The 25,317-nt window shown below is 66.8% G+C and carries 26 protein-coding genes and 1 tRNA gene; 19 read left to right on the plus strand and 8 right to left on the minus strand.

What is annotated here, in order from left to right; genetic code table 11:
• Positions 1-188 precede the first annotated feature (188 nt).
• The 3 genes from AC5P68_RS14140 (at position 189) to AC5P68_RS14150 (ending at position 2,770) form a co-directional block, all read left to right on the plus strand.
• A complete protein-coding gene (locus AC5P68_RS14140) occupies positions 189-563 on the plus strand; it encodes a hypothetical protein (RefSeq protein ID WP_005407693.1) in 375 nt (124 codons plus the stop codon).
• Between the two features lie 73 nt (positions 564-636).
• Positions 637-1,320 (plus strand): response regulator transcription factor, encoded by a 684-nt coding sequence (locus tag AC5P68_RS14145; RefSeq protein WP_004136763.1) that lies wholly within the window; start codon positions 637-639, stop codon positions 1,318-1,320.
• Between the two features lie 25 nt (positions 1,321-1,345).
• Positions 1,346-2,770, plus strand: a complete 1,425-nt coding sequence (locus tag AC5P68_RS14150; protein WP_032953760.1) for an ATP-binding protein — start codon at positions 1,346-1,348, stop codon at positions 2,768-2,770.
• A 599-nt stretch (positions 2,771-3,369) separates the two neighbouring features.
• On the opposite strand, the gene AC5P68_RS14155 is transcribed toward AC5P68_RS14150, so the two are convergent.
• Positions 3,370-4,161: a M90 family metallopeptidase gene (locus AC5P68_RS14155; protein WP_414497863.1), complete on the minus strand. Its 792-nt coding sequence runs from the start codon at positions 4,159-4,161 to the stop codon at positions 3,370-3,372.
• Positions 4,128-4,406 carry a hypothetical protein gene (locus tag AC5P68_RS14160; RefSeq protein ID WP_005407696.1) on the minus strand — a complete coding sequence of 93 codons (279 nt, stop codon included), beginning with the start codon at positions 4,404-4,406 and terminating at the stop codon, positions 4,128-4,130. The genes AC5P68_RS14155 and AC5P68_RS14160 overlap by 34 nt, the downstream gene beginning before the upstream one ends.
• A 144-nt stretch (positions 4,407-4,550) precedes the next feature.
• Here AC5P68_RS14160 and birA point away from each other — a divergent pair, with 144 nt between their 5' ends.
• The 6 genes from birA to AC5P68_RS14190 all read left to right on the plus strand — a co-directional run bounded on the left by birA (position 4,551) and on the right by AC5P68_RS14190 (position 8,088).
• Positions 4,551-5,519, plus strand: coding sequence for a bifunctional biotin--[acetyl-CoA-carboxylase] ligase/biotin operon repressor BirA (birA, locus tag AC5P68_RS14165; protein ID WP_033833474.1), 969 nt, complete (start codon positions 4,551-4,553; stop codon positions 5,517-5,519).
• Entirely contained in the window at positions 5,516-6,247 is a 732-nt protein-coding gene (locus AC5P68_RS14170; RefSeq protein WP_005407698.1) for a type III pantothenate kinase, read from the plus strand. Before birA ends, AC5P68_RS14170 begins: the two co-directional genes overlap by 4 nt.
• Before the next feature lie 9 nt (positions 6,248-6,256).
• Complete coding sequence (locus tag AC5P68_RS14175; RefSeq protein WP_049452260.1) at positions 6,257-7,117, plus strand: SPOR domain-containing protein; 861 nt, start codon at positions 6,257-6,259, stop codon at positions 7,115-7,117.
• Positions 7,118-7,157: 40 nt separating this feature from the next.
• Positions 7,158-7,233 (plus strand) — tRNA-Thr (locus AC5P68_RS14180).
• A 206-nt stretch (positions 7,234-7,439) separates the two neighbouring features.
• Positions 7,440-7,727, plus strand: coding sequence for a type II toxin-antitoxin system RelE/ParE family toxin (locus AC5P68_RS14185; RefSeq protein ID WP_288419445.1), 288 nt, complete (start codon positions 7,440-7,442; stop codon positions 7,725-7,727).
• 58 nt (positions 7,728-7,785) lie between these two features.
• Complete coding sequence (locus tag AC5P68_RS14190; RefSeq protein WP_049433632.1) at positions 7,786-8,088, plus strand: addiction module antidote protein; 303 nt, start codon at positions 7,786-7,788, stop codon at positions 8,086-8,088.
• A 453-nt stretch (positions 8,089-8,541) separates the two neighbouring features.
• On the opposite strand, the gene AC5P68_RS14195 is transcribed toward AC5P68_RS14190, so the two are convergent.
• Positions 8,542-8,949: a hypothetical protein gene (locus AC5P68_RS14195; protein WP_288419447.1), complete on the minus strand. Its 408-nt coding sequence runs from the start codon at positions 8,947-8,949 to the stop codon at positions 8,542-8,544.
• A gap of 592 nt (positions 8,950-9,541) precedes the next feature.
• Here AC5P68_RS14195 and AC5P68_RS14200 point away from each other — a divergent pair.
• Positions 9,542-10,312, plus strand: a complete 771-nt coding sequence (locus AC5P68_RS14200) for a DUF3011 domain-containing protein (protein ID WP_049454227.1) — start codon at positions 9,542-9,544, stop codon at positions 10,310-10,312.
• Between the two features lie 24 nt (positions 10,313-10,336).
• Here the strand turns inward: AC5P68_RS14200 and AC5P68_RS14205 are convergent, their stop codons facing one another.
• The gene (locus AC5P68_RS14205; protein WP_288419449.1) at positions 10,337-10,696 is read right to left on the minus strand and encodes a hypothetical protein; all 360 of its coding nucleotides are present in this window, start codon (positions 10,694-10,696) and stop codon (positions 10,337-10,339) included.
• A 117-nt stretch (positions 10,697-10,813) separates the two neighbouring features.
• Here AC5P68_RS14205 and rocF point away from each other — a divergent pair, with 117 nt between their 5' ends.
• From rocF to AC5P68_RS14220, 3 genes are all read left to right on the plus strand, one after another.
• Positions 10,814-11,734: an arginase gene (gene rocF, locus AC5P68_RS14210; RefSeq protein ID WP_033833619.1), complete on the plus strand. Its 921-nt coding sequence runs from the start codon at positions 10,814-10,816 to the stop codon at positions 11,732-11,734.
• 160 nt (positions 11,735-11,894) lie between these two features.
• Positions 11,895-12,032, plus strand: a complete 138-nt coding sequence (locus AC5P68_RS14215) for an entericidin A/B family lipoprotein (protein ID WP_005407710.1) — start codon at positions 11,895-11,897, stop codon at positions 12,030-12,032.
• Between the two features lie 207 nt (positions 12,033-12,239).
• Positions 12,240-12,461, plus strand: coding sequence for a CsbD family protein (locus tag AC5P68_RS14220; protein WP_004153772.1), 222 nt, complete (start codon positions 12,240-12,242; stop codon positions 12,459-12,461).
• A gap of 74 nt (positions 12,462-12,535) precedes the next feature.
• Here AC5P68_RS14220 and AC5P68_RS14225 read toward each other — a convergent pair whose 3' ends face one another.
• Positions 12,536-13,345, minus strand: a complete 810-nt coding sequence (locus AC5P68_RS14225; RefSeq protein WP_111108760.1) for a hypothetical protein — start codon at positions 13,343-13,345, stop codon at positions 12,536-12,538.
• 108 nt (positions 13,346-13,453) lie between these two features.
• Between AC5P68_RS14225 and AC5P68_RS14230 the strand changes: the two genes are divergently transcribed.
• The 4 genes from AC5P68_RS14230 (at position 13,454) to AC5P68_RS14245 (ending at position 18,149) form a co-directional block, all read left to right on the plus strand.
• Positions 13,454-14,746: a tryptophan--tRNA ligase gene (locus AC5P68_RS14230; RefSeq protein WP_033833621.1), complete on the plus strand. Its 1,293-nt coding sequence runs from the start codon at positions 13,454-13,456 to the stop codon at positions 14,744-14,746.
• 166 nt (positions 14,747-14,912) lie between these two features.
• On the plus strand, positions 14,913-15,209 hold the full coding sequence (locus AC5P68_RS14235) for a hypothetical protein (protein WP_024956159.1): 297 nt from the start codon (positions 14,913-14,915) through the stop codon (positions 15,207-15,209).
• Between the two features lie 249 nt (positions 15,210-15,458).
• The gene (locus tag AC5P68_RS14240) at positions 15,459-16,391 is read left to right on the plus strand and encodes an MBL fold metallo-hydrolase (RefSeq protein ID WP_033833622.1); all 933 of its coding nucleotides are present in this window, start codon (positions 15,459-15,461) and stop codon (positions 16,389-16,391) included.
• Between the two features lie 105 nt (positions 16,392-16,496).
• Complete coding sequence (locus tag AC5P68_RS14245) at positions 16,497-18,149, plus strand: M28 family metallopeptidase (protein WP_005407715.1); 1,653 nt, start codon at positions 16,497-16,499, stop codon at positions 18,147-18,149.
• A gap of 169 nt (positions 18,150-18,318) precedes the next feature.
• On the opposite strand, the gene AC5P68_RS14250 is transcribed toward AC5P68_RS14245, so the two are convergent.
• Together AC5P68_RS14250 and AC5P68_RS14255 are read right to left on the minus strand one after the other, a co-directional pair.
• Positions 18,319-18,618: a hypothetical protein gene (locus tag AC5P68_RS14250; RefSeq protein ID WP_483693733.1), complete on the minus strand. Its 300-nt coding sequence runs from the start codon at positions 18,616-18,618 to the stop codon at positions 18,319-18,321.
• A gap of 67 nt (positions 18,619-18,685) precedes the next feature.
• The gene (locus AC5P68_RS14255; RefSeq protein WP_033833624.1) at positions 18,686-20,020 is read right to left on the minus strand and encodes an MFS transporter; all 1,335 of its coding nucleotides are present in this window, start codon (positions 20,018-20,020) and stop codon (positions 18,686-18,688) included.
• A gap of 223 nt (positions 20,021-20,243) precedes the next feature.
• Here AC5P68_RS14255 and yedA point away from each other — a divergent pair, with 223 nt between their 5' ends.
• Positions 20,244-21,149, plus strand: coding sequence for a drug/metabolite exporter YedA (gene yedA, locus AC5P68_RS14260; protein WP_414497865.1), 906 nt, complete (start codon positions 20,244-20,246; stop codon positions 21,147-21,149).
• Positions 21,146-22,042, plus strand: a complete 897-nt coding sequence (gene rarD / locus AC5P68_RS14265; RefSeq protein ID WP_414497866.1) for an EamA family transporter RarD — start codon at positions 21,146-21,148, stop codon at positions 22,040-22,042. Before yedA ends, rarD begins: the two co-directional genes overlap by 4 nt.
• A 152-nt stretch (positions 22,043-22,194) precedes the next feature.
• On the opposite strand, the gene AC5P68_RS14270 is transcribed toward rarD, so the two are convergent.
• On the minus strand, positions 22,195-25,053 hold the full coding sequence (locus AC5P68_RS14270) for a TonB-dependent receptor plug domain-containing protein (RefSeq protein ID WP_288418197.1): 2,859 nt from the start codon (positions 25,051-25,053) through the stop codon (positions 22,195-22,197).
• Positions 25,054-25,317: the final 264 nt, after the last annotated feature.

Consider the following 25,317-nt stretch of genomic DNA (forward strand, 5'->3'; position numbering starts at 1 on the left):
AGGGGCGGCGATTCGTCCCGAATGTTCACCTAGATGAACGACGCGAGCGCAGGGCCGGAAAAGTTCAGACCGGATTCACTGCCCCAAACCAAGAATTTGCAAAGGATTTGTAAAGCGCCGGGTCCCGAACCCGGCTCCCGGATTTACGACTTTTGAACGAATCGCCGTGCTCGGCTAGGATCGCATCGATGTCTTCCGCTCCCTTCCATCGCCGCATTGCCCTGGCCACCTGCGTGGTGCTGGCGGCTGCGCCGCTGTCTTCGGCGCTGGCGCAACAGCCGCCGCGCGGCGATCAGGGGCGCGCGGAGATGATGGAGCGGGGCGAGCGCGGTGGCCGTGGCGACGAGCGCTCGCTGTCCGATGCCGTGCGCCGCGTGCAGCGCACCACCGGCGGCCACATCCTCGGCGCCGAGCGCGTGCCGTTCGATGGGCGTGACATCAACCGGGTGAAGTACATGGACGACCGGGGCCGGGTCCGCTACATGGACGACCCCGCACCGTCGCGTTCACAGCCGCGCACGCCGCGGTCGGATATGTCATCACTACGCGGCGATAACCCCTGAACAGGGATAGTTGTCGCTATCAACCCGTACCCCACAGGCCTCCGGGCCACACCCAGGACACTAGGGAGAGTTCATGCGTATCCTTCTGGTCGAAGACGAAGCCCCGCTGCGTGAGACCCTGGCAGCCCGGCTCAAGCGCGAAGGCTTTGCCGTCGATGCTGCGCAGGACGGCGAGGAAGGCCTCTACATGGGGCGCGAAGTTCCGTTCGATGTCGGCATCATCGACCTCGGCCTGCCCAAGATGTCGGGCATGGAGCTGATCAAGGCCCTGCGTGACGAAGGCAAGAAGTTCCCGGTGCTGATCCTGACCGCGCGTTCGAGCTGGCAGGACAAGGTCGAAGGCCTGAAGCAGGGCGCCGACGACTACCTGGTCAAGCCGTTCCACGTTGAAGAGCTGCTGGCCCGCGTCAACGCGCTGCTGCGCCGCGCCGCCGGCTGGAGCAAGCCGACCCTGGAATGCGGCCCGGTCGCCCTGGACCTGGCTGCGCAGACCGTCAGCGTGGCCGGCAGCAATGTCGACCTGACCAGCTACGAATACAAGGTGCTGGAGTACCTGATGATGCACGCCGGTGAACTGGTCTCCAAGGCCGACCTCACCGAGCACATCTACCAGCAGGACTTCGACCGCGACTCGAACGTGCTGGAAGTGTTCATCGGCCGCCTGCGCAAGAAGCTGGACCCGGATGGCGAACTGAAGCCGATCGAGACCGTGCGCGGCCGCGGCTACCGTTTCGCGATTCCGCGCAACGAGGGCTGAGCCGGCTCAGCCTGGCGAGACCATGATGTCCGGCCGTCTGTGGTTCTTCCGACGCTGGCGGCCGCGCTCCCTGCAGGCGCGCCAGATGCTTGCCGCGTCCGTGGGCCTGGTCGCGTTCCTGGCCCTGGCCGGTTACGCACTCGACGCCGCCTTCGCCGATACGGCGAAGGCGAACCTGCGTGAGCGCCTGAAGAACTACGCCACCGCGTACGCGGCCGGCATCGACTTCACCCGCGACCGCTCGCTGTACATCCGCGAGCAGCCGCCGGATTCGCGCTTCGACGTGCCGGGCAGTGGCCTGTACCTGCAGGTGGTGATGCCGCACGGCAAGGGCAATTCGATGTCCGCCGAAGGCCCGATGCTGCCCACCGTCGGCGGCGGCCTGCTGGCGCCACGCCAGGAAGTGTTCGAAGGCCCGCTGCCGATGATCCAGATCGACGGCAGCCAGGGCTCGGTGTACCGCTATGGCCTGGGCCTGGTGTGGGACGCCGACGCCGACCCGGCCACCGAATTCCCGTACACCATCTATGTGATGGAAGACTCGCGCGCGTTGGGCGCGCAGCTGCGCGTGTTCCGTGGCCGTGTCTGGTTCTACCTGGGCGGCATCGGCCTGATCCTGCTGCTGCTGCAGACCGTCATCCTGCAGTGGAGCCTGCGTCCGCTGCGTCGGGTGATCACCGAGCTGACCAAGGTGCAGCGCGGCGAGACAGAGCGCATGAGCGAGCGCCACCCGCGCGAGCTGGAACCGCTGACCGACAGCATCAACGCCTTCATTGAAAGCGAGCGCGAGAACCTCGAGCGCCAGCGCAACACCCTGGCCGATCTGGCACACAGCCTGAAGACGCCCATTGCGGTGCTGCGCACGCAGATGGACAGCGGCGCGGGCGATGGCGCGCTGCGAGAAGAGCTGGACGTGCAGCTGCAGCGCATGAACAACTTGGTTTCGTACCAGCTGGCACGTGCTGCGTCGTCGGGCCACAAGCTGTTCTCCGCGCCGCTTCCGATCGAGTCCAACGCCGAGGAAATCGTGCGTGGCCTGGAGAAGGTCTACGCCTCCAAGGGCGTGCTGTGCGAGTTCGACATCGATCCGGCCGCGCGCTTCCACGGCGAACCGGGCGACCTGCAGGAACTGCTCGGCAACCTGCTGGAAAACGCCTTCAAATGGGCCAACCGCCGCGTGCTGCTGACCGCGCAGCCGCTGCCGGCACCGAACGCGCGCCGCGCAGGCCTGCTGCTGGCGGTGGACGACGATGGCCCGGGTATCGCCCCGGACGACATCGGCAAGGTGCTGCAGCGTGGCGTGCGTGGCGACGAGCGCGTGCAGGGCCACGGAATCGGCCTGTCGATCGTGCAGGACCTGATCAAGGATTACCGCGGCGAACTGGCCGTCGGCCGTTCCAGCGAACTGGGCGGCGCCCGTTTCGAAGTGCGTTTGCCGCCAGGGCCGTAAACCTTCGCAATCGGTAGTGCCGGCCGCTGGCCCGCATCCTCATGATCTTCGGTGGCATTGCCAGGTTGCCGGCCAGCGGCCGGCACTACCGTGTTTCGATCTTCGGCGGCTCGCCATAGAACCGCCGCAGCCACGCGTTCCCGTCCGCCGGGCGTCGCCTGACGCAACAGCGCGTGGTATTCCGGTAGTGCCGGCCGCTGGCCGGCATCCTCATGATCTTCGGTGGCATTGCTAGGTTGCCGGCCAGCGGCCGGCACTACCGTGTTTCGATCTTCGGCGGCGCGCCGTAGCACCGCCGCAGCCGCGCGTTCCCGTCCGCCGGGCATCGCCTGACGCAACAGCGCGTGGTATTCCGGTAGTGCCGGCCGCTGGCCGGCACCCTCATGATCTTCGGTGGCATTGCCAGGTCGCCGGCCAGCGGCCGGCACTACCGTGTTTCGATCTTCGGCGGCTCGCCGTAGAACCGCCGCAGCCGCGCGTTCCCGTCCGCCGGGCATCGCCTGACGTAATAACGCGTGCGTAATCCGGTAGTGCCGGCCGCTGGCCGGCACCCTCATGATCTTGGGTGGCATTGCCAGGTTGCCGGCCAGCGGCCGGCACTACCGTGTTTCGATCCTTGGCGGCTCGCCATAGAACCGCTGCAGCTGCGCGGCGACCTCCGGCAACGCCTGCTGCAGCAGATCCGGTGCCGAGAAGTGATACTCGCTGGCCACCGCGAAGAACTCTTCCGGCGCCTCGGCCGCGTACGGGTCGATCAACGTCTCCTCGCCGGCATCCACCTGCGCGCAGAAGGCGTCGTAGGAACGCTGGAAGGTGGCTGCCCACTCGCGCTGCCACTCGCGCGGCAGTGGCGGCGTGCCGTCCATCGCGCCATCCAGCGCATCCAGCTTGTGCACCATCTCGTGCACCGCCATGCAGTAGCCCTCGTGCGGCGTCGCCAGGTCGGCCTGCACATCGGCCCACGACAGGATCAACGGACCGCTGTCCCACGACTCGCCAATCAGTTCGTCATCCCACTCATGCAGTACGCCGGCCGCATCCATGTGGCTGCGATGTACGCGGAATGCATCGGGGTAGACGATCAGCTGCGACCAGCCTTCCAGACCCACCTCGCCGAACTCCAGCAGCGGCAGGCAGCACAGTGCCGCCAGCAGCACGCCATCGCCGGCCTCCAGCTGCAGCTCGCCGATCGGGGTAATGGTCTTCTCGTGCAGGAAGCGCGTGGCCAGCAGGCGCAATCGCGCGCGGCGATCGTCGTCCAGACCGTGCATCCAAGCCGCACGGCGGCAGGCCTCATCCCACAGTACATCGTCGATCGGCCGCGGCGCAGGCCGCAGCCACTGCAGCAACGACTTGATCAGCGGAACATTCCCGGCAGGTAGCTGTGCCACTTCGGTGCGCGGATGCGCTGCAGCACGTCGTCATCGCTGCCACCGCCGCCCGTGCTGGTGCTGGCTGCCGGGCGGACCGGTGCCGGCTTGGTGGTGGCGGCCGAAGCGGTCGCGGTCGGTGCACGCTGCGAAGCGGCATCGCCGTTGGAGGACACGCAGGCGCCGCGGCTGTCGTCCAGCGCTGCCGTCGCAGACGCCGCGAAGGGCATCGTCAGCAGGATCAGGCAATGGGCATAACGGCGCATTGACGACATCCACGTTAAGGGAAGGTGAGTTCCCGATTCTAGCCCGAACCCGGCGCCCCGTTGGAAGCCCCCGCGGAACCCAGCGTGGCGGGCGCCGCTGGCGGCTTTCCCGCATAATTCCTTCCTGACTTCGTGGAAGCTGCCGTGGACGACCGCCAATTGCTGGCCAAACTCGCTGCCGGTCGCCTCTCCGGCGACGCCCTGGCCCGTGAGCTGGGCCAGACCCGGGCGGCCATTTGGAAGCGTATTCAAGGACTTAGAGCCGCCGGTGTAGACATCGAGGGGCGTGCAGGTGAGGGCTATGGCCTGACCCGCCCGGTCGACCTGCTGGACCCGGCCGCGATCCGCGCCGGCCTGCCCGGCGACGCCCAGGCGCTGCTGCACGACCTCCAGGTGGCCTGGACAGTGGACTCGACCAACGCCGAATTGCTGCGTTGCAGCGCGCCCCAGCGCGGGGTGAGCGTTCTGCTGGCCGAGCGCCAGACCGGCGGCCGCGGCCGTCGCGGCCGTACGTGGGCGTCGCCGCTGGCCGCGCATATCTACCTGTCGGTACTGCGGCTGTTTTCCGGTGGCCTCGGTCGCTTGGCCGGGCTGAGCCTGGTGGCCGGCATCGCCGTGGCCGAAGCGCTGCACGACCTGGGCTACACCCAGGCGCAGCTGAAGTGGCCGAATGACCTGATCGTCGATGGCAAGCGCAAGCTGGTCGGCCTGCTCGCAGAAGGCGGTGGCGAATACGCCGGCCCGGCGCGCGCGGTGATCGGCATCGGCATCAACACGCACATGCCGCCGTCCTTCGCCGAGCAGATCACCCAGCCGTGGGTTGACCTGGACACGCTGGCCGGCAAGCCGGTGGACCGCAACGTGGTGGTTGCTGCCGTGCTGGCGCGCCTGCTGCCGGCACTGGAAGAATTCGATCGCGAAGGCCTCGCTCCCTTCCTGCCGCGCTACGCCGCGTTCGACATGCTGGCCGGTCGCGAAGTGCGGGTGGAACTGGAAGGGCAGTGGCAGCATGGCACCGCACTCGGCCTGGCTGATGACGGCGCCTTGCGCGTGCGCATCGATGGCCGTGAGCGCCTGCTGCACGCCGGCGAAGTCAGCGTGAGGGCGGCATGAGCGATTGGTTGTTCGACCTCGGCAACTCGCGCTTCAAGTTCGCGCCGTTGCAGGGTGACCGTGCCGGTGACGTGCAGGCCTGGGCGCATGGCGCCGAAGGCATGGCCGGACAGCCGCCGCACAGCCTGCCCAGCGGTACCACCGCGTTCGTGGCCAGCGTGGCCGCACCGTCGCTGACCAGCGCCATGCTGGACCAGCTGCAACGTCGCTTCGAGCACGTGCACGTGGTGCGTACCAGCGCCGAATGCGCCGGTGTGCGCATTGCCTATGCCAAGCCCGAAAAATTCGGTGTGGACCGCTTCCTGGCCCTCCTGGCCGCGGCCAAGGCGCAGCGCCCGGTGCTGGTGGTCGGGGTGGGCACCGCACTGACGATTGATCTGCTTGACGCCGACGGCCAACACCACGGTGGCCGCATTTCCGCATCGCCCACCACCATGCGCGAAGCACTGCATGCCCGCGCGGTGCAGCTGCCGGCTACCGGCGGTGACTACAGCGAATTCGCCAACGACACCGCCGACGCGCTGGCCTCCGGCTGCGATGGTGCGGCCGTGGCACTGATCGAACGCAGCGCACAGCAGGCGCACACGCTGCTGGGCGTGGCACCGTCGCTGCTGGTGCACGGTGGCGGCGCACCGGCGCTGATGCCGTTGCTGCCCGGCGCGGATTACCATCCCTCGCTGGTGCTGGATGGCCTCGCCCGCTGGGCGGTGCACCAGCCCGCAGGCTAGTATCCGCGCATGCTGACCCGTGCCCTGATCGTCGTACTGGCCATCCTCAATCTTGGCGTCGCCTGCTGGTGGCTGCTGCGCGATGCGCCGCAGAAGCCTGCGCCGCCGCCGCAACCGGCCGGCGTGGCCGAGCTGCGCTGGGTGCCCGGTGGCGTGGATGCCGCTGCGGCCGCCGAAGCCACAGCCGCCGCGCCGACCGCGCCGTTGATGGAGCGCGAACCGGCGGACAATACGGCCGTGGCTGTAACGCCGGCGCCCGCCGCCCCGGCCAAGCCGGAGATTGCCAAGCCGCAGGCGGCTGAGGCTACGCCGGTTGCTGCCGCTGCCAAGCCGGCAACACCGCCTGCACCGACCCCGACCCCGGCGCCGGCGCCGGAAAGGCCCGTAACCCCGCCCGTGGCTGCCGAACCGCCGCGCTGCGTCGCGCTGGGCCCGTTCGCCGACCGCGCCACCGCGAGCAGCGCGCAGGGCAAGGCCGGCACGCTGCTCAGCCAGGTGCGCCTGCGCGAACAGCCCGCTGCCAGCGGCAGCGCCCGTTACCGGGTGATGCTGCCGGCCGCCGCCAACCGCGAAGAAGCCCAGGCCACCGTGAAACGCATCGTCGCCGCTGGCCTGAGCGACTACTACATCATCAGCCAAGGCGAGGAGGCCAACGCCGTGGCGCTGGGCCAGTACCGCAACCGCGAAGGCGCCGAGCGGCGCATGGCGGCGGTGCAGGCCGCCGGCTTCCAGCCGCGCCTTGTCGCCAGCGGCGACGCCGGCCAGTGGTGGCTGGAAGGGCAGCTGGCGGCAGGCACGCAGCCGGCCCAGGCCCAGCAGCGCAGCGGGGCGGCACAGAGCCGGTCGCTGGAATGCACGCGGTTGCGCTAGAATCCCCGGACCGCGGTGCTGCCGCCGGTGCATCCCCCATGCCGCTTTAGCTCAGTTGGTAGAGCAACTGTCTTGTAAACAGTAGGTCATCCGTTCGATTCGGATAAGCGGCACCACCACACTCCAGTTGTGCAGCTCGACACGGCGGCGCAGTAATCGGTCGAGCACTGCTCCCTGCTGCGTCTCTCCCCTTCTTTTCCTGCCTTGCTGTTATCTCATCTTGCACCTGACGAGGCGCGTCCCACCTGTCTGTGCGCGTCCTTCGTGGTTGATACGCGTTTCTCGTAGTTGAAAATGTGTAGTCAGTAGGCTACATTTTTCCATGAAGATCCAGCGTACCCGTCAGTTCGCGACATGGATTGACGCTCTCAAGGACGTAACTGCGCGCGCTCGCATCTTGGCCCGCATCGGTCGGCTCGCCGAAGGCCATCCGGGCGATCACCGCTATCTGGGGGACGGTATTTCCGAACTGCGTGTCGATGCAGGGCCGGGCTACTGCCTGTACTACACCCAGCGCGGCAGGCAGTTGCTGATTCTTTTGGTCGGAGGTGACAAAAGCTCACAGCAACGCGATATCGAAAAGGCCAGGGAGATTGCACGCGCCCTGTGAGCGTCGAACCGGCTGTAGTCGAAATGAATCAATACCCAAGTACTGGAGCAGTTCCATCATGGCCACTAAGAAAAAAGTCGAACTCAAAGCATTTGATGTGGCCGAACACCTTCGGACACCCGAAGAAATGGCCGCCTATCTCGACGCCTGCATCGAGGAAAGCGACGGCGATTCCGCATTCATCGCTAAGGCGCTTGGCGACATCGCGCGCGCTCAGGGTATGAGCAAGGTTGCGCGCGCGGCGGGCCTGTCGCGCGAGAGCCTTTACCGCGCACTGTCCGGCGAACGCAGCCCCGATTTCGCCACCATCCTGAAGGTGACCCGTGCCTTGGGTGTGCGCCTGCATGCCAGTGCCGTGTGAGGCGTCAAGGCACTGCGCTCCACTTCCGCCGCTCCAAGAAGTCCGGTGCGATCAGTCTTAATCAAACCGAATGATGCGGATCAACCCTCTTGTCGACGATCCGTCTCCGAAGGCGGCCACCGTGCCACAGGGGAATACCTCTTTCGCACCGTCATGGTTGACGAATGAGATCGTGCAATTCGTCCGCGTTCCAGGACGGATCCGGGTGATGGCTCTGTCATTCAAGACGAAGCTGTACCACATGAGTTCAGGACTCATGGAAGGCGCCATGGGGCGTGCGGTGGACGCGATCATCTCGGCAACAGCGCCGCCACGCGAATCCTCTTCGTCCAGGCGCAGCTCAACGAGGACAGGTTTGGGTAGGGTGTGCTCATTCCAGCAGCGGGTCTGCCTGAATCGTTAGCTGGGTTGCGGCGTGTTGAACCTATGCGTTGGGGATCTCAACGTTCCGCATTATTGAGTCCCACCCATCTGCAACGCCACATACTCCGCCAGCCCGCGACAGGCCAGCATCAGCCCTTCGCGCGTGCCGTCGCCGATATCGTCCTTCTCGTCCCCATCCACGCGCACGCGCTCGGCGGCGTGGTACAGCTCCAGCAACGACACCAAACCCACCGCGGCGCGATCCCTGCGCGCGGCGGCCACCGCTTGGCCGGGCGTGCTTGACGACCCCTGCCACGGCTGTCCATCGGCGGCGTCACCGGCCTGGATGCGTTGCAGGCAGCCGGGCAGGTTGATGGGCGCGGGCGCCTCGTTGGCGGCAGCGAAAGCGGCTTCCAACGGCTGCGCCAGTTCGGGCGGCAGGCGCAGCGCAGCCTCGCCCAGGGTGGCGGTCAGGTACGGGTGATCGGTCTTGGGCATGCGGGCGTCCTCGTCGGCAACAGAGGTGCCACCCGAAGAGGGTGGCGGGCGATGCGTGGCTTCCAAGACCGGGTCAACGAATCGGCGGGCACGAGGCCCCCACGCACCGCCCGCCGTCGATCGGCTAACGGATTGCCAGCCGGCGCCGCCCCTGAAAGGACGACGCCGGCTGGCAAGCGTATACATCGTTGACAACGCGGGCTTGGAAGTCCCGACCACCTTTGCAGGTGGCGATTCATCATGCGCACGCGAAATCACCGCCTGCCAGTCGTTTGTTTCGATGGCATCGGGTGATCTGAAAGGAAAAATGAATTATCGCGTTTGGCCCGTTTCGAGCATCGCAATGCCAGAAGCGACATATCGCGCAGCGCCGTCATCATCGGTCATCCGGGCTGCGCCACTGTTGCCGCACGGCTTACAGTAGCGTGCGACGTAAAGCTGGCTTAACAGCCTCGGCAAGGGACCAAGGCAACGATACCAGACCCAAAAGTGCCAACGGGCGCCCCGGATCTTGATATTCCTCACGGACCGCCCGCAGCGCCCACCGCATACTGCCGCTACACGCCCACCTGGGCCTCTTCGGGATCCGCACATGCGTCGCCACGCCCTGTCGCTCACCGTCGCACTGGTATCCACCGCTTTCGCGGCCCCGGCCATGGCTGCGGTACCGTTCTTCAACGCCAGCTGCCCGGGCGGTATCGATGTGCACGCTGATGAAGGCGGGCCGGTCTACGTGCAGGGCCGCGAGGCCACGCTGAAACGTTTCAACGACCGCTATTTCGAAGCAGGCGATGCCAACAGTGGCATCACGCTGTCGATCAGCCGCAACGATGACGGCTCGCCGCAGGTCAGCTACACCGGCCGAGGCGGCGCCAATGGCATCTGCCAGGTCAGTAGCAGCGGTGCGCCCGCGCCCGCCACAAACAGCGCCCGCCCTGGCGACGCTGCCGCCGGGGATGCCGCGCTGCCGCGCGAAGTCACTTGCGAATCCACCGGCCAGCAACAGGTGTCGTGCGATCTGAATACCCGTGGCAATGTGGAAATCGTGCGCCAGCTCAGCCGTACCCGCTGCGAGGAGGGCAAGAACTGGGGCCTGTCGCGGCACTCGGTGTGGGTCAATGGCGGCTGCCGCGCGGTGTTCCGCAATGTGTCCTCGGTGACTACCCCCGCGCCGGCAGGCGATACCGCGTTGGGCGCCTGCAACATGCGCAAGCGCGCGCAGGGCGCTCTGGTCACCCAGATGCCGGTGGGCAGCGATTACCAGGAACTGATCATCGATTACCCCGATGGCCGCTTCCTGTGCATGATGCGCAACAACGGCCAGGTGCAGAGCCTGACGCCGGTTCGCCGCCGCGGACGCTGAGCGCGCAGCGGGTTGGGGTAGGCTTCAGCCGCAGGACTTATACAGCAACACCCACGCCAGCATCAGGGTGAACATGCCAACGAAGGTCAGGCCGAACCATAGCGCCGCCAGCTTCACGTTGCCGATCAATGCCGTCGCCACACGGGGCAGCTCGCTTTTCAGAATCGGGTGTTCGGCGTGTGCTTTGCGCAGACGCTGCCAACCCAACCCGAGGAATACCAGGGTCGAGAACGGCACCAGCAGCAGCGTCGCCTGCATCAACCAGCCGTTCTGCGACGCATCGATCGAGCTGCTGAAAAAACCGCAAGAGCGGCGATGGGTAGCGCCCCGATGAAAAAGCGCGGCCAGGCCGTATTGATGAAGGGCGACATCGCAATCTTCCATGAAGCGGGGGCAGGTCCGCGCGGCATCATGCCATGTGATTGCCCTGCTGCACCGCCGCGAGTGGTGTCACACAGCTCTGGCTAGACTGTGCTTCTTTTTCCCCCGCAGGAGGCACCCATGGCCCATCCCATTTCCGTATCGTTGATTGGCGTTCCCACCGACGTGGGTGCCGGCCATCGCGGTGCACGGCTTGGCCCGGAAGCGCTGCGCGTGGCCGGCCTGCCGGAGGCGCTGGAAGCGCGCGGCGTGGACGTGCGCGACGTGGGCAACCTGGATGGCCCGCGCAACCCGTGGACTGCGCCGGTGGAAGGCTACCGCCACCTGGACGAAGTGGTGGCGTGGAACCATGCACTGATGGAAGCCAGCTATGCCGAACTTCAGGCCGGGCGCATGCCGATCATGCTCGGCGGCGACCATTGCCTGGGCATCGGTTCGATCACCGCCGTCGCGCGCTGGTGCCGCGAGCAGGGCAAGACCCTGCGCGTGCTGTGGCTGGATGCGCATTCGGACTTCAACACCAGCGATGTCACTCCGTCGGGCAACATCCACGGCATGCCGGTGGCCTGCCTGTGCGGCCTGGGCCCGGATGCACTGACCCAGCTCGGTGGTACCGCACCGGCGATCACCCCGGCGCAGATGCACCAGATCGGCATCCGTTCGGTGGACCCGGAAGAGAAGCGCCTGATCAAGACCCACAAGGTGGATGTCTATGACATGCGCTACATCGACGAGAACGGCATGAAGCGCGCGGTCGAGGCAGCACTGGCGGGCATCGACGAGAACACCCACCTGCATGTCAGCTTCGATGTGGATTTCCTCGACCCGAGCATCGCACCGGGCGTCGGCACCACCGTGCCGGGCGGGGTGAACTACCGCGAGGCGCAGCTGGTGATGGAGATGATTGCCGACACCGGGCGCATGGGTTCGCTGGACATCGTCGAGCTCAACCCCTTGCTGGACAAGCAGAATGCCACCGCCGAACTGGCCGTGGACCTGGTCGAAAGCCTGTTCGGCAAGTCCACCCTGATGCGCGACTGAGCTCTCCGCCTGAACGGATCGATGATCCGTTCACACGCGCTCCACGCCCCTGCCGCCAGATTGCACATCACGCGGCGGCAGTGGCATTGGCTCCTTCCGCCGAGCGACCGAACCCCATCCGCGAATGAAGCGGTATAGCGGCGAACCCAAGGAGAAGCCCATGAAGCGCGTAGTTGCCCTGATGCTGTTGTCGATGTTCTCGGTGGCCCTGCTGGCCGGTTGCAACACCGTTGCCGGTGCCGGCAAGGACGTGCAGAAGGCTGGCGAAAAGGTTGAGGATGCCGCCAAGGGCCGTTGAGCCTGAAGTGGAACGGAAAGCAAAAAGGCCGGGGGGACCTCCCCGGCCTTTTTTCTTGCGCGTTTTTCTGCAGCGTACGTGTCGAAGCGTAGTGAACCATTCAAGCAGGTGAGCAGTGCTTTCATGGTCGGTTGACCGGCACTCAACAGCCGCTGCGCGAAGCTGTAGCCACGGTAAGAACGCCGTTGCAACCAAGGACTCCCAGCAATGAACAAAGACATCATTTCCGGCAAGTGGTCGCAGCTGAAGGGCAAGGCCCAGGCCAAGTGGGGCGATCTGACCAACGACGATTTCGATGTGGCCGAGGGCAATGCCGAGTATCTGGCCGGCCGCCTGCAGGAACGTTATGGCTGGGCCAAGGACCGCGCTGAGAAGGAAGTCCGTGAGTTCCAGGATGCCGTGAGCAAGGACTACCCGGACTACAAGTAAGCGCTACGGTTTTCCCCCCACGGCACAACGCCCGCACCGAGAGGTTGCGGGCGTTGTGCTGTCCGGGCGGCCGATCAGCGCGCCGGCGGGTCCGGCACGTAGCGGTTCGGGAACGCTTGCGGTTCGCGCGGCAGGCGCGACGGCGGCGTATCGACCAGGATGCCGCGCGCGCGCAGATTGCGGGCGCTGTCGTAGCGCAGCTGCAGAACCTGTGCCGGGCTGCGGCTGGCGCGTTCGAAGTCGGTATCGCGTACCGACGACTGCTCGCGTGCGCCGTGGCCGGTGCCCAGCGCAGGGGCCTGTGACTTGCTGGCATAGCCCTCGATGCGGCTGTTGCTGGCGCTGGCATCGGCCGCCGCTTCGGCCGTCGGGGCCGGTGCCGGCAGCGGCAGGCTGCGGCGCAGGATCGGATCCGGACGCCAGCGGCGCGCTTCCTCGAACACCGCCACGCCGACCACGCCGATGTTGTCCGGGCGACCGGTGCGGCTGGCATAGCTGCCGCTGGGGCTGCTGAACACGAACTGCGCCACTTCATCCTGGCTCTTGCGCCAGCCGGTGATGTCGGCGCGCTGGCCGGGGTTGAGCACGTAGCCGGTCTGCGACGGATCGGCATCCTCGCCGGAGATGACGTTGACGCCGTCCACCGACAGCACCACCAGCACCCGGCGCGGGCTGTCGTTGTACAGGCGCACGGCGTAGCGGTGGCCGCGCTCGCCGGCCACCCAGCGCTGGCCCTCGGCAGGGTAGCTGCGCAATTCGGTGCCGCGGTCGCGGTCGACCAGAGACATGCGCACGGGGCCGCCCTCGTAGGCCGGCGGCGGCATCGGGGCGGGGCGGAAGCCGGCCAGGGGCAGGATCAGCAGCAGGGGCAGCAGGCGTTTCATCGGGCGTCTCCAGCGGGGTTGCGTGAATGAACGCGCCGCAGGCCCTGACGGGGTTGGTGGCGTGCAAGGTAAACTGGCCCCGTTCATCGAAGGTTACCCCACGCAGTCATGACCACCCGAGTCCTTACCGGCATCACCCCCTCCGGCACGCCCCACCTGGGCAACTACGTTGGCGCCATCCGTCCGGCCATCGCGGCCAGCCGCGCGCCGGGGATCGAGAGCTTCTTCTTCCTGGCCGACCTGCACAGCCTGATCAAGTCCCAGGACCCGCAGCGCACCCAGCGCGCGACCCTGGAGATCGCGGCCAGCTGGCTGGCCTGTGGCCTGGACCCGGAACACGTGTGGTTCTACCGCCAGAGCGACATCCGCGAGACCACCGAGCTGATGTGGTTCCTGACCGCCATCGCCAGCAAGGGCATCCTCAACCGCGCGCACGCCTACAAGGCGGCGGTGGACAAGAACCGCGAGGAAGGCGTGGACGAGGACGCAGGCGTCAGCGCCGGCCTGTTCATGTATCCGGTGCTGATGGCCGCCGATATCCTGATCTTCAAGGCCAACCAGGTACCGGTGGGCCGTGACCAGATCCAGCACATCGAGATGGCGCGCGACTTCGCCCAGCGCTTCAACCACGTGTATGGCAAGGAGTACTTCCCGCTGCCGGACGTGGTGATCGACGAGCAGGTGGCGACGCTGGCGGGCCTGGATGGCCGCAAGATGAGCAAGAGCTACCACAACACCATTCCGCTGTTCGTGCCGCGCGAGGAGCTGAAGAAGCTGGTGTTCTCGATCCTGACCGACTCGCGCGCACCTGGCGAGCCGAAGGACACCGAGGGCTCGGCGCTGTTCCAGATGTACCAGGCCTTCGCCACCCCGGAACAGACCGCCGAATTCGCCAGGGCGTTCGCCGCCGGCATCAGCTGGGGTGACGCCAAGCAGCAGCTGTTCGAGCGCATCGACAGCGAACTGTCGCCGCTGCGCGAGCGCTACAACGCGCTGATGGCCGAGCCGGAGAAGATCGAGGCGCTGCTCAAGCGCCGTGGCCAGCAGCTGCGCGAGCAGCTGGCGGCACCGCTGCTGGACGAACTGCGCCATGCGGTGGGCCTGCGTGACCTGTCCACCGCAGGCGATATCGCCAGCGAGGACGCCGGCGTGGCCCGCGTGGCACCGCCGCAGTTCAAGCAGTACCGCGACAAGGACGGCCGCTTCTACTTCAAGCTGACCGCCGGTGACGGCACGCTGCTGATCCAGAGCGAAGGCTTCGATTCGCCGCGCGATGCGGGGCAGTTGATTGCCGTGATCAAGCAGGCGGAGCAGGGTGACCAGCTGCAGAGCGAACTGTTCAAGCTGGACGCTGAAGTGGACGCCGTGCTGGCGGCCCTGGCCATGCTGCGCGAAGCGTAAGGGTAGTGCCGGCCGCTGGCCGGCAACTGCATAGGAAATGCCGGCCAGCGGCCGGCACTACCACGGCACTGCATAGGAAAACGCCGGCCAGCGGCCGGCACTACCCGCGAACGAAGGTCATGGCATGATGTCCGCGCGCCTCCGGCGCGATGACATGGAGTCTGCGATGGCCTGGTTGTCGCTGCTGCTGTTCCTGCCCTGGTTCCTGCTGCTGGGCAGCCTGTACTGGCTGTTCCCGCGCCAGCCGCGCACCCCGCGGCGGCGCCTGTTCGATGGCTCCACCCTGTTGCTGGCCTTCGCCCTGAGCATCGCCTCGATGCTGTGGGGGTATCGACTTGGCATGGCACAGCCCGGCGCCGGCCCGATCTGGCCGCAGGTACTGGCGGTGCTGTACGCCTACGGCGCATTCCTGGCGGTGCTGGTGCTGGCCCTGCTGCTGCGGCCGCGGTTCGCATTGCGCTGAACCTGGCCCTTGCGCACCCGATGGACCTGCGGTTGGTTGGCCTGCGCTTGCCCTTGCCTGCGCTTGCCCTTGCTAGAGTCGACTGTGAGTCGACTGCTCTTCTGGAAGCCCGCGCTGCGCGCGACAGTCGACTGACAGTCGACTCTACCCGCCCACAACCCGGCACTACCCGACCAAAGCCGCATCGAACCCGGGCCGCCCGCGCGCCTACCATGGGCGTCTGTTCCCGATCCTGCCAGGTGCGTGCCGATGATCGCCGACCCCAGCATCCACACCATCGATACCGGCTTCCAGCGTCCCGACTTCGACGCGGCCTATCTGATCGTTGAAAGCGACCGCGCCGCGTTCGTCGACTGTGGCACCGGCCTGTCGGTGCCGGCGATGCTGCAGGCGCTGGCCAACGCGGGTCTGGCCGTTGACGCGGTGGACTGGCTGCTGCTCACGCACGTGCACCTGGACCACGCCGGCGGCGCCGGCCTGCTGATGCAGCAGCTGCCCAACGCAAAGGCAGTGCTGCACCCGCGCGGTGCGCCGCACATGATCGACCCGACCCGGCTGATTGCCGGTGCCACGGCGGTGTACGGTGCCGAGGAAATCGCGCGCAGCTATGGTCGTATCGAGGCCATTCCCGAACATCGTGTGGTGGTGGCCGAGGACGGCCACCGTATCGACCTGGCCGGCCGCGAGCTGGTGCTGCTGCACACCCCGGGCCACGCACTGCACCATTACTGCGTGTGGGATGCACGCAGCCGCAGCTGGTTCACCGGCGATACCTTCGGCATTTCCTACCGCGAGCTGGACAGTGCGCAGGGGGCCTTCATCTTCCCGACCTCGTCGCCGGTGCAGTTCGACCCGGAAGCGATGAAGGCCTCGATCCAGCGCATGCTGGGCTATGGCCCGCAGGCGATGTACCTGACCCACTACGGCCGCGTGGAGCAGGTGCAGAAACTGGCCAACGACCTGTTCGAACAGATCGATGCGATGGCCACCATCGGCCGCCAGTGCGATGGCCGGCCGGACCGCCACCGCTGCCTGCTGGCCGCGCTGCAGGCGCTGTACCTGGAACGTGCACAGCTGCATGGCTGTGCGCTGGACGATGCGGCGGTGATCGCTGTTCTGGCGATGGACATCGAACTCAACGCGCAGGGCCTGGCCTGCTGGCTGGACCGCATCAGCAGGTAGACCCATGCCATGCGTGGATGACGCGAGCCCAGGCTGCGCCGTGATGTCACGACCACGTTACACTCTGGTGACTTCCAAGCTAGCCGTGGTACTGCCGTGAATCCGATGCGCGTGTTGCTGCTGTCGTCCTGCCTGTTTGTCGGCGGCCTGGCCCATGCGGCCAACGACCTCCCGGGTGGCGGCATCGATCCGCAGGCTCTGTCGCGGCACGTGCGTGTGCTGGCATCGGATGAATTCGAGGGTCGCGCGCCGGCCACCGAGGGCGAAGAGCGCACGGTGCAGTACCTGATCGAGCAGTTCCGCAGCTACGGCCTGCAGCCGGGTGGCGTGGATGGCAGCTGGGTGCAGCCGGTGCCGCTGGTGCGCGCGCAGCTGGACGGGCCGGCCAAGGCCAGCCTGTCGCTGAAGCAGGGCAAGCGCGCGCTGGCCAACGGCGTGGACGTGACCCTGCAGAGCCTGCAGCCGCGCAAGCGCGTGCAGATCAAGGACGCGCCACTGGTGTTCGTCGGCTATGGCATCGACGCACCGGAACGCCACTGGAACGATTACAAGGACGTGGACCTGCACGGCAAGATCGCCGTGGTGCTGATCAACGACGCCGATTTCGAGGCCGATGCGCCGGGCGCGTTCGATGGCAAGGCGGTGACCTACTACGGCCGCTGGACCTACAAGTTCGAGGAAGCCGCGCGCCGTGGTGCCGAGGGTGTGCTGATCGTGCACGAGACCGCGCCGGCCGCCTATGGCTGGGCCACGGTGAAGAGCTCGGGCACCTCGCCGCTGTTCGACATCGAACGCGGCCAGGCCGAGGCGATGGCGCAGCACACGCCGCTGCGTGGCTGGATGCAGCGCGAACTTGCCGAGGCGATCTTCGCTGACGCCGGCTTGGACTTCGATGCCGAGAAGCGCAAGGCGATGCGTGCCGACTTCCGCCCGGTGGCACTGGACAACGCGAAGCTGAGCGTGGATTTCGCGCTCAAGCGCGAGCAGGTGGTGACCCGCAACGTGGTGGCCAAGCTGCCCGGTGGTGAACACGCCGACGAGGCGGTGATCTTCTCCGCGCACTGGGATGCCTTCGGAATCGGCCAGGCCGACGCCAAGGGCGACCGCATCCGCCGTGGTGCGATCGACAACGCCACCGGCGTGGCCACGGTGCTGGAACTGGGCCGCGTGTTCGCCGCCGGCCCGCAGCCGCAGCGCACGCTGTACTTCGTGGCCCTCACCGCCGAAGAGAAGGGCCTGCTGGGCGCCAGCTACTACGCCGCGCATCCGCTGGCGCCGCTGGACAAGACCGCTGCAGTGCTGAACATCGAGATGTTCAGCCCGGATGGCGCGACCCGCGACATCGCTTCGTGGGGCAAGGGCCGGGTGTCGCTGGAAGGCGACCTGGAACGCGTGGCCAAGGCCCGCGGTCGCAGCTACAGCCCGGACCCGAACCTGGAGGCCGGCTTCTTCTACCGCGCCGACCACTTCGCCTTTGCCCGCCTGGGCGTGCCGGCGATCACCATCGGCCCGGGCCTGGACAAGCTGGACGGCGGTGTTGAAGCCGGCCGCGCGCTGCGCGAGAAGTACTTCGCCGACTGCTACCACCAGGCCTGCGATGCCTGGACCCCGAGCTGGGATCCGAGCGGCCACGCGGCTGACACTCTGCTGGTCTACGACCTGGGTGCCGAGCTGGCCAACAGCCGCCGCTGGCCGACGTGGGAGAAGGAATCGGAGTTCCGCGGCGCGCGCGACAAGAGCGAAGCGGCCCGCCGCTGAGGCTCGGGACCGGCGAGGTGTCATGTCATTCCGCCGGGGGTAGAGTCGACAGCCAGTCGACTATCGCGCGCAGCGCGGGTTTTCCGGTGCCGACAGAGAGAGCAGTCGACCAACAGTCGACTCTACCGATTGCGGATTGCGGATTGCCATTGCCGGCCAGCGGCCGGCACTACCTGCGCCGGCGCAGCAGCGTCCATGCACCCCAGCCGGCGGCAGCGAGCGCTGCCAGATAGCACGCCACCATCGTACGCAGGCCAACCGGCGACCCTGCATTGATGCCGCGATGCAGGCGCAGTTGCAGCGAGCTGTGGCCGCTGCCCAGGTCCACCGCCAGCTGCAGCGCCAGCGCGGCGCAGAACACCAGCAGGGCGACCCCGAACCCGGTGCGTGGCCACGCGGCCTGTGCGTTGGGGCGGCGCAGCAGCCAAGCCAGTACCGTGGCTGCGGCCAGCGCCGCCGCGATCCACATCAGTGGCGTGGCGGGAGACGCAGCGGCCACCGGCAGTGCACCGGTGGCCGCGATCAGGGCAACGCGCTTACTTGCGGGTGCCGTCGAGCCAGTTGGGGCCCTTGTTGGTGAGGAAGAACACATAGACCACCAACGATACCGCGATCGTTGCGGTCACGTAGATGGCGAACCAGTCGACGTGGCCTGTCTTCAGCGCGCCCTGGTACAGCAACGGGGCGGTGCCGCCGAACAGCGAGTTGGCCAGCGCGTAACCCAGGCCTACGCCCAGCGCACGCACGTGGGTGGGGAACAGCTCGGCCTTCACCACGGCATTGATCGAGGTGTAGCCGGTGAGGATGACGAAGGCCAGTGCCAGGGTCAGGAACGCCAGCGTGGCGTCGTGCTGGTGCGGCAGCTGGGTGATCAGGTACCAGCTGTACAGCACGCCGCCGACACCGAAGAACACCAGCAGGGTCTTGCGGCCGATGATGTCCGACAGCCAGCCGCCGATCGGCTGCAGCACCATCAGGAACGCCAGCACGCCCAGGTTGATCAGGGTGCCGGTCATCGGGTCGTTGCCCGCGAATGCGCTCTGGATCATTTTCGGGCCGTTCACCGAGTAGGTGTAGAAGGCCACGGTGCCACCGGCGGTGATCAGGAAGCACAGCAGCAGCGGCCGCCACTGGTGCACGAACAGCTCGTACATCGAGCCGGACTTCTGCGCCTTGCCCTCGCGCGCAGCTTCGATCGACGACTCCGACAGCGATTCGTCCATGCCGCGGCGCAGCCAGAACACCACCACCGCGGCGATGCCACCGATGCCGAAGGCGATGCGCCAGCCCCACTCGGAGATCTCCGGCTTGCCCCAGAAGGTCAGCATCAGCAGCAGGGTCAGCTGGGCCAGCACATGGCCGCCAACCAGGGTGACGTAGTGGAAGGAGGACAGGAAGCCGCGACGGCCGGGAATGGCGGCCTCGGACATGTAGGTGGCGCTGGCGCCGTACTCGCCGCCGGTGGCGAAGCCCTGCAGCAGGCGCGCGAACAGCAGGATGACTGCGGCCCAGATGCCGATGCTGGCGGCGGTGGGGGTGATGGCGATCAGGAACGAGCACAGCGCCATCAGCGTGACCGAGACAGTCAGCGCCAACCGACGGCCGTGGCGGTCGGCGAAGCGGCCGAAGAACCAGGCACCGATCGGGCGCATCAGGAACGTGGCGGCGAAGATCGCCCACACGTACATCGTGGAGTTCTTGTCGTCCGGCGAGAAGAACTGCGATTCGAAGTACACGGCGAACACCGAGTACACGTAGACGTCATACCACTCCACCAGGTTGCCGGCGGAGCCTTTGAGGGTGTTGGAGATCGACCTGCGCAGGGCGGCGCGGTCGTTCGCGGGTACGGCAGGTTGGGACGTGGTGCTCATCTGGGTGGGAATCCTCGATGCGGCGCGTCCGTGCGCAGGGAAAACGGCGCACGGCCTTGGGGCGGCGCGGCCGGGCAGCCCTCTTGGTACTGCATCGGCCGTCAACACGGGGTAGCAGACCAGAGCAGGGTGCATGGATGGATGACAGCGTGCCACCGTCCGGGGTGCCGGACCATACTCAAAACGTCCTAGAATCCGCCTTCCCCCGGCTCCCTGGTGTGTCATGTCGGTTCCCCCCTCTTCGTCTGTGGCTGCCCCCCGGGGTGGCCTTGTCGCGCTGGCATTGCTGCTGGTCTACGTGGTCTGGGGCTCGACCTACCTGGGCATCGCCAAGGCCCTGCACGGCGGCGCGCTGCCGCTGACGATGGTTTCCGGCAGCCGGTTCATCATTGCCGGTGGCCTGATGTTCCTGGCCTTGCGCCTGTTCTGGAAGATGCCGAACCCGACCCTGCGGCAGTGGCGCAACCTGGTGGTGATGGGCGTGACCATGCTGGTGCTGGGCAACGGCATGGTGGTGCTGGCCGAGCGTGAGGTGTCCTCGGGCCTGGCCGCGACAGCGGTGGCCTCGGTGCCGCTGTGGATGGCGCTGTTCTCGGCGCTGCGCGGGCAGCATGCCAGCCGCGGTGAGTGGCTGGGCATCGCCATCGGCTTCCTCGGCGTAGTCTGGCTCAACGCCGGCAGCAGCCTGACGGCCTCGCCGACCGGGCTGGTGCTGCTGCTGATCGCGCCGATCGGCTGGGCCTTCGGTTCGGTGTGGGCGCGCGGCCTGGACCTGCCGGGCCCGTTCATGACCGCCGCCGGGCAGATGATCTGCGGTGGCGTGCTGCTGGTGCTGATCGGCCTGGCGGTCGGCGAGCGCCCGACCACGCTGCCCGATACCGGTGGCCTGCTGGCGATGGCCTACCTGTGCGTGTTCGGTTCCATCGTTGCCTTCACCGCCTACGTCTGGCTGCTGCAGAACGTGCGGCCGGCGCTGGCCGGCAGCTATGCGTACGTCAATCCGGTGATCGCGGTGCTGCTGGGCGCGCTGCTCAACGGCGAGCGCTTCGGCTGGCGCGACCTGCTGGCGATGGCGGTGATTCTCCTGGGTGTGGTGGTGCTGACAATGGCAAGGACGAGAAAGAAGTGAGCATGGACGAGAAAGAACAACGCCGGGGCCTGCTGGTCACCGCATCCACTTTCGTGATCTGGGGCCTGGTGCCGGTCTATTGGCACCTGCTCAACGAGGTACCCTCGTTCCAGATCATCGCCCACCGCATCATCTGGAGCACCGTGATGGTGCTGGGCTGGCTCTTGATCAGCTCGCGCCTGGGCTGGTGGCAGAAGATCGCCGCGCAGCCGCGCGCGCTGCCGATCCTGCTGGTGTCGAGCCTGACCATCGCCTTCAACTGGGGCCTGTACATCTGGGCAGTCAACGCCGGCCATGTGATCGAGACCAGCCTGGGCTACTTCATCAACCCGCTGGTGAACGTTCTGCTGGGCGTGCTGGTGCTGAAGGAGCGGCTGCGGCGCCTGCAGTGGATGGCCGTGGCGATGGCGGCGGTGGGCGTGGCCTGGCTGACCATCGACGCGGGTACGCCACCATGGATCGCGCTGGGCCTGGCCTGTTCGTTCGGCCTGTATGGCCTGCTGCGCAAGCTGGTCTCGGTCGATCCGGTGGCCGGCCTGGGCGTGGAGAGCATGTACCTGTTCCTGCCGGCGCTGGCCTTCGCGATCTGGGCCGAAAACGGCCATGGCGGCGCGTTCTTCCATGGCTGGGGCTGGCGCAATGACCTGCTGCTGGTCTTCGGTGGCGCAGTGACCGCAGTGCCGCTGATCGGTTTCGCCTACGGCGTGAAGCGCATCCCGCTGTCGCTGGTCGGCATCCTGCAGTACATCGCGCCGAGCCTGCAGCTGCTGCTGGGCGTGTTCTTCTTCCACGAAGCGTTCGATACTGCCAAGGCGATCGGCTTCGCCGCGATCTGGGCCGGCCTGATCCTGTTCGTCGGTGACAACATCCGCACGATGCGCGCCAAGCGCTAGCGCCGGCGGGGCTGCGGGGTCGGATCCCTCCGCAACGCGGAGGGCTCCGACCCGCTTCCACCCAAAAAAGAACGGCGCCCCGAAGGGCGCCGTTCTGCTTCCATCCACCGCCAGGAGAGAGAGATGGCGGTGGCGGGAACGCGGTTGCAGGCTTAGAAGCGCTGCTGGTACTTCATGTACATGAAACGACCGATGTCGAAGCCACCGTAGTAGGTGAAGCTGCTGTTCGGCTGGCTGTACATGATCGGACCCTGGTGGTCGAAGACGTTGTTCACGCCCAGCGACACGGTGCCGTCCCACGGCAGGCTGTAACGCACCTGCAGGTCGTGGAAGGTGTTGGAGCCCACCTTGCGGCTCGGCTGCGCATCGGTGTACGGCGAGACGAAGCCGGCCATGTTGCAGTCCGGGCCACCGGCCAGGTCATACGAGCAGGCTTCCTTCATGCCCGAGTAGTAGCGGGCGGTCCAGCCGATGCCCAGGTCGCCGTACTGCCAATCCAGGTTGAAGGTCGAACGCACGCGGAAGTTGCCCTGCCAGCCGGTCTTCTGCTCCACCGGCGTGGTGGCGGCGCTGTCGTTGCGCTGCTCCAGGTAGTCGGTGTAGGTGGTGTTCCAGGTGGCGGCAAAGCGGCCGAACGCGGTTTCCGGCAGGCGGTAACGCAGGCTGAAGTCGTACCCGGCGGTTTCGCGGTAGCCCGCATTGACCAGCGAGCGGTCCAGCGACGTCACCTGACCCAGCGTCTTGGCGCTGGTGGAGCGGGTGAAGCGGCCGCACGCCGAATCCACGCCCTGCACGTAGCACTGGTTGAGGATGTCGGTGGCCGACTCACCCACGATCGCGTTGTCGATGCGGATCTTCCACCAGTCCAGGCTGACGTCCAGGCCCGGCACGAACTCGGGGCTGTACACCAGGCCCACGGTCCAGGTCTTGGCGGTTTCCGGCTTCAGGTTCGCATTGGAACCGGAGTCGAAATCGGCGATGCCCTGCTGGCCCGGACGGTTGGCGACGTTGCCTTCCGACGCGGTCTGCTGGCGGAAGTCCGCCGGCACCTTCAGCGCCTGGCAGCGTGCGGCCACGGTCGCACTGCTGGCAGCGATGCCGAACGAGGTATCGCACGGATCGGTGAACGAATCACGGCTCTTCACCGCACCGCCGTACAGGTCGTCCACGGTCGGCGCACGGAAGCCGGTGCCATAGGTCGCGCGTACCAGCAGGCTGTCGATCGGCTTCCACTTCAGGCCGAACTTGCTGTTGGTGGTCGAACCGAAGGTGTTGTAGTCGGTGTAGCGGCCGGCCAGGTCCAGCGACAGTTCACGCGCGAACGGCATGTCGGCCAGCAGCGGTACCTGCAGCTCCAGGTAGACCTCGTTGAGCGAGTAGTCGCCACGGGTCGGCTGGCCGGTGGTGCCGGCAATCTGGCCCTTCTGCACCATCAGGTCCGGGGTGTAGCTGGCTTCTTCGTTGCGGTGCTCGAAGCCCATCGCGGCCATCACGTCGCCGGCCGGCAGGGTGAACACCGAACCGGAGATGTTGGCGCTGGCGACCTTCGTGGTGCTCTTCATCTTGTCGACGAAGCGGGTGAACAGGTAGTCCTGCACGTCCTGGTTGCTCAGCGAGCCCGGGCCCGCATAGCCCATCGGCGCGGCCGGGTTCCACGGCACGCAGCCGGCGATCACTGCACCCGGGCTGCCGCAGCGTGCCACGGCGCCATCCATGAAGGATGGGCCGACCGCCAGGTCGACGTGCGGCTGGTACATGCTGCCGGTACCGATGCGCTCGCCTTCATTGCGGTTGTACATGTAGCTGACGTTCCAGTCCCAGTAACGCGAACCGGTTTCGAAGCTGCCTTCCAGGCCGATGCTGGCGCGCTTGGTGTCCAGGTTGTTCTCGGTCGCACGCGGCATTTCTTCGGTGCGGTGCGAGAACAGCACGTCCTGGCCCCAGTGGTTGAACGCACTGTCCTTGGACAGGGCAGCACGGGAACCGTTGCGCGCCTGTGCGGTGGACACCGAGTAGGGGTAGCCGGCCAGGTGCTTGGTCGACTCGCGCTTGCTGTACAGCGCGTCGGCCACGATGCGCAGGTCATCGGTGATCGAGAAGCCACCGTTGGCGAACACCGAAGTGCGCTCCAGGCCGCTCAGCAGGCTCATGTTGGTCTTGGTGTTGGCACCATCGGCCGGATTGGGCGTGTGGAAATTGCCCTTCTGGCTCGGGTCGCCGCCCGGGCCCACGGTCAGCGACTTGCCGTCGACAGTGACGCTGCCCCACTGCGTGGTCTGGTTCAGTGCCTTGACGTCGTCGGGATGGCGCGGGCCACCCGGGTAACGGCTGAACTCGCGCTCGCTGCCGAGGATCTCGTCTTCCTTGGTGCGCTCGGCGCCGACGCTGAACCAGCCGCGGTCGAAGGTCTTGCCGAAGGTGGCGCTGTAGGAGCGCTTCTGGCCGTCACCTTCACCGTACTGGCCGACGTAGACGCTGGCTTCGCCACCGTCGAAGTTCTTGCGGGTGATGATGTTGACCACACCGGCGATGGCGTCCGAGCCGTACAGCGCGGACGCGCCATCGGTGAGCACTTCCACGCGCTCGACAATCGCCGACGGAATCGAAGCCAGGTCGGAGTAGCCACCGGCGCTGACGCCCATGCGGCGGCCGTCGATCAGCACCAGGCTGCGCTCCGGGCCGAGGTTGCGCAGGCTGACGTACGTGCCGCCGAAGTCGCGCGAAGAACTCAGCGACGACGAGCGGCTCAGGCTCGGTGCGCCGGCGGCGGTGACGTCCTGCAGGATGTCGGCGACGTTGATGTAACCCTTCTTCTCGATCTCGGCGCGGCTGAGCGCGACGACCGGCTGTGCGGTCTCGACACTGGCCTGGCGGATGCGCGAGCCGGTGATCTCGATGCGATCGAGGTTGGTCGGGGTATCGCCGGCGCTCTGTGCGAAGGCGGGGGTGGTGCAGCTGGCGGCCAGCGCGATGACGATCGCGTTGCGCAGCGGATTGGTTTTCAGGGACATCCGTGAAATCTCGTGTTTCAGGAAAACAAGCGCCCGTTCTATAGACGCGTGGGGTGCTGCAAACCAACGTGGGGGGGCGATTCTAGAATGTTTCCATTCGTAACTGTTTGCCTCTGCGCCGCGGATGTGCGCGAAAATGAATCGCAACCAACAATCCACAGATGGGATGTGCGCGACGTCACGCGCGTTGCGCTCTCGATGGGCAGAGGCATCGATAGCGGCGTATTTCCCGCAATCTGTAGCCGTGCGCGTGCGCCGGCATCC

It is taken from the genome of Stenotrophomonas sp. YJH_SMC_58 (assembly GCF_059369635.1).

Bases quoted from the DNA above. Each gene is read 5' to 3' on its own strand.
- AC5P68_RS14140 (WP_005407693.1), top strand. From the start codon at position 189: ATGTCTTCCGCTCCCTTCCATCGCCGCATTGCCCTGGCCACCTGCGTG.
- AC5P68_RS14145 (WP_004136763.1), top strand. From the start codon at position 637: ATGCGTATCCTTCTGGTCGAAGACGAAGCCCCGCTGCGTGAGACCCTG.
- AC5P68_RS14150 (WP_032953760.1), top strand. From the start codon at position 1,346: ATGTCCGGCCGTCTGTGGTTCTTCCGACGCTGGCGGCCGCGCTCCCTG.
- AC5P68_RS14160 (WP_005407696.1), bottom strand. From the start codon at position 4,406: ATGCGCCGTTATGCCCATTGCCTGATCCTGCTGACGATGCCCTTCGCG.
- AC5P68_RS14170 (WP_005407698.1), top strand. From the start codon at position 5,516: ATGAGCGATTGGTTGTTCGACCTCGGCAACTCGCGCTTCAAGTTCGCG.
- AC5P68_RS14175 (WP_049452260.1), top strand. From the start codon at position 6,257: ATGCTGACCCGTGCCCTGATCGTCGTACTGGCCATCCTCAATCTTGGC.
- AC5P68_RS14185 (WP_288419445.1), top strand. From the start codon at position 7,440: ATGAAGATCCAGCGTACCCGTCAGTTCGCGACATGGATTGACGCTCTC.
- AC5P68_RS14190 (WP_049433632.1), top strand. From the start codon at position 7,786: ATGGCCACTAAGAAAAAAGTCGAACTCAAAGCATTTGATGTGGCCGAA.
- AC5P68_RS14195 (WP_288419447.1), bottom strand. From the start codon at position 8,949: ATGCCCAAGACCGATCACCCGTACCTGACCGCCACCCTGGGCGAGGCT.
- AC5P68_RS14200 (WP_049454227.1), top strand. From the start codon at position 9,542: ATGCGTCGCCACGCCCTGTCGCTCACCGTCGCACTGGTATCCACCGCT.
- AC5P68_RS14205 (WP_288419449.1), bottom strand. From the start codon at position 10,696: ATGGAAGATTGCGATGTCGCCCTTCATCAATACGGCCTGGCCGCGCTT.
- rocF (WP_033833619.1), top strand. From the start codon at position 10,814: ATGGCCCATCCCATTTCCGTATCGTTGATTGGCGTTCCCACCGACGTG.
- AC5P68_RS14215 (WP_005407710.1), top strand. From the start codon at position 11,895: ATGAAGCGCGTAGTTGCCCTGATGCTGTTGTCGATGTTCTCGGTGGCC.
- AC5P68_RS14220 (WP_004153772.1), top strand. From the start codon at position 12,240: ATGAACAAAGACATCATTTCCGGCAAGTGGTCGCAGCTGAAGGGCAAG.
- AC5P68_RS14225 (WP_111108760.1), bottom strand. From the start codon at position 13,345: ATGAAACGCCTGCTGCCCCTGCTGCTGATCCTGCCCCTGGCCGGCTTC.
- AC5P68_RS14230 (WP_033833621.1), top strand. From the start codon at position 13,454: ATGACCACCCGAGTCCTTACCGGCATCACCCCCTCCGGCACGCCCCAC.
- AC5P68_RS14235 (WP_024956159.1), top strand. From the start codon at position 14,913: ATGGCCTGGTTGTCGCTGCTGCTGTTCCTGCCCTGGTTCCTGCTGCTG.
- AC5P68_RS14240 (WP_033833622.1), top strand. From the start codon at position 15,459: ATGATCGCCGACCCCAGCATCCACACCATCGATACCGGCTTCCAGCGT.
- AC5P68_RS14245 (WP_005407715.1), top strand. From the start codon at position 16,497: ATGCGCGTGTTGCTGCTGTCGTCCTGCCTGTTTGTCGGCGGCCTGGCC.
- AC5P68_RS14250 (WP_483693733.1), bottom strand. From the start codon at position 18,618: ATGTGGATCGCGGCGGCGCTGGCCGCAGCCACGGTACTGGCTTGGCTG.
- AC5P68_RS14255 (WP_033833624.1), bottom strand. From the start codon at position 20,020: ATGAGCACCACGTCCCAACCTGCCGTACCCGCGAACGACCGCGCCGCC.
- yedA (WP_414497865.1), top strand. From the start codon at position 20,244: ATGTCGGTTCCCCCCTCTTCGTCTGTGGCTGCCCCCCGGGGTGGCCTT.
- AC5P68_RS14270 (WP_288418197.1), bottom strand. From the start codon at position 25,053: ATGTCCCTGAAAACCAATCCGCTGCGCAACGCGATCGTCATCGCGCTG.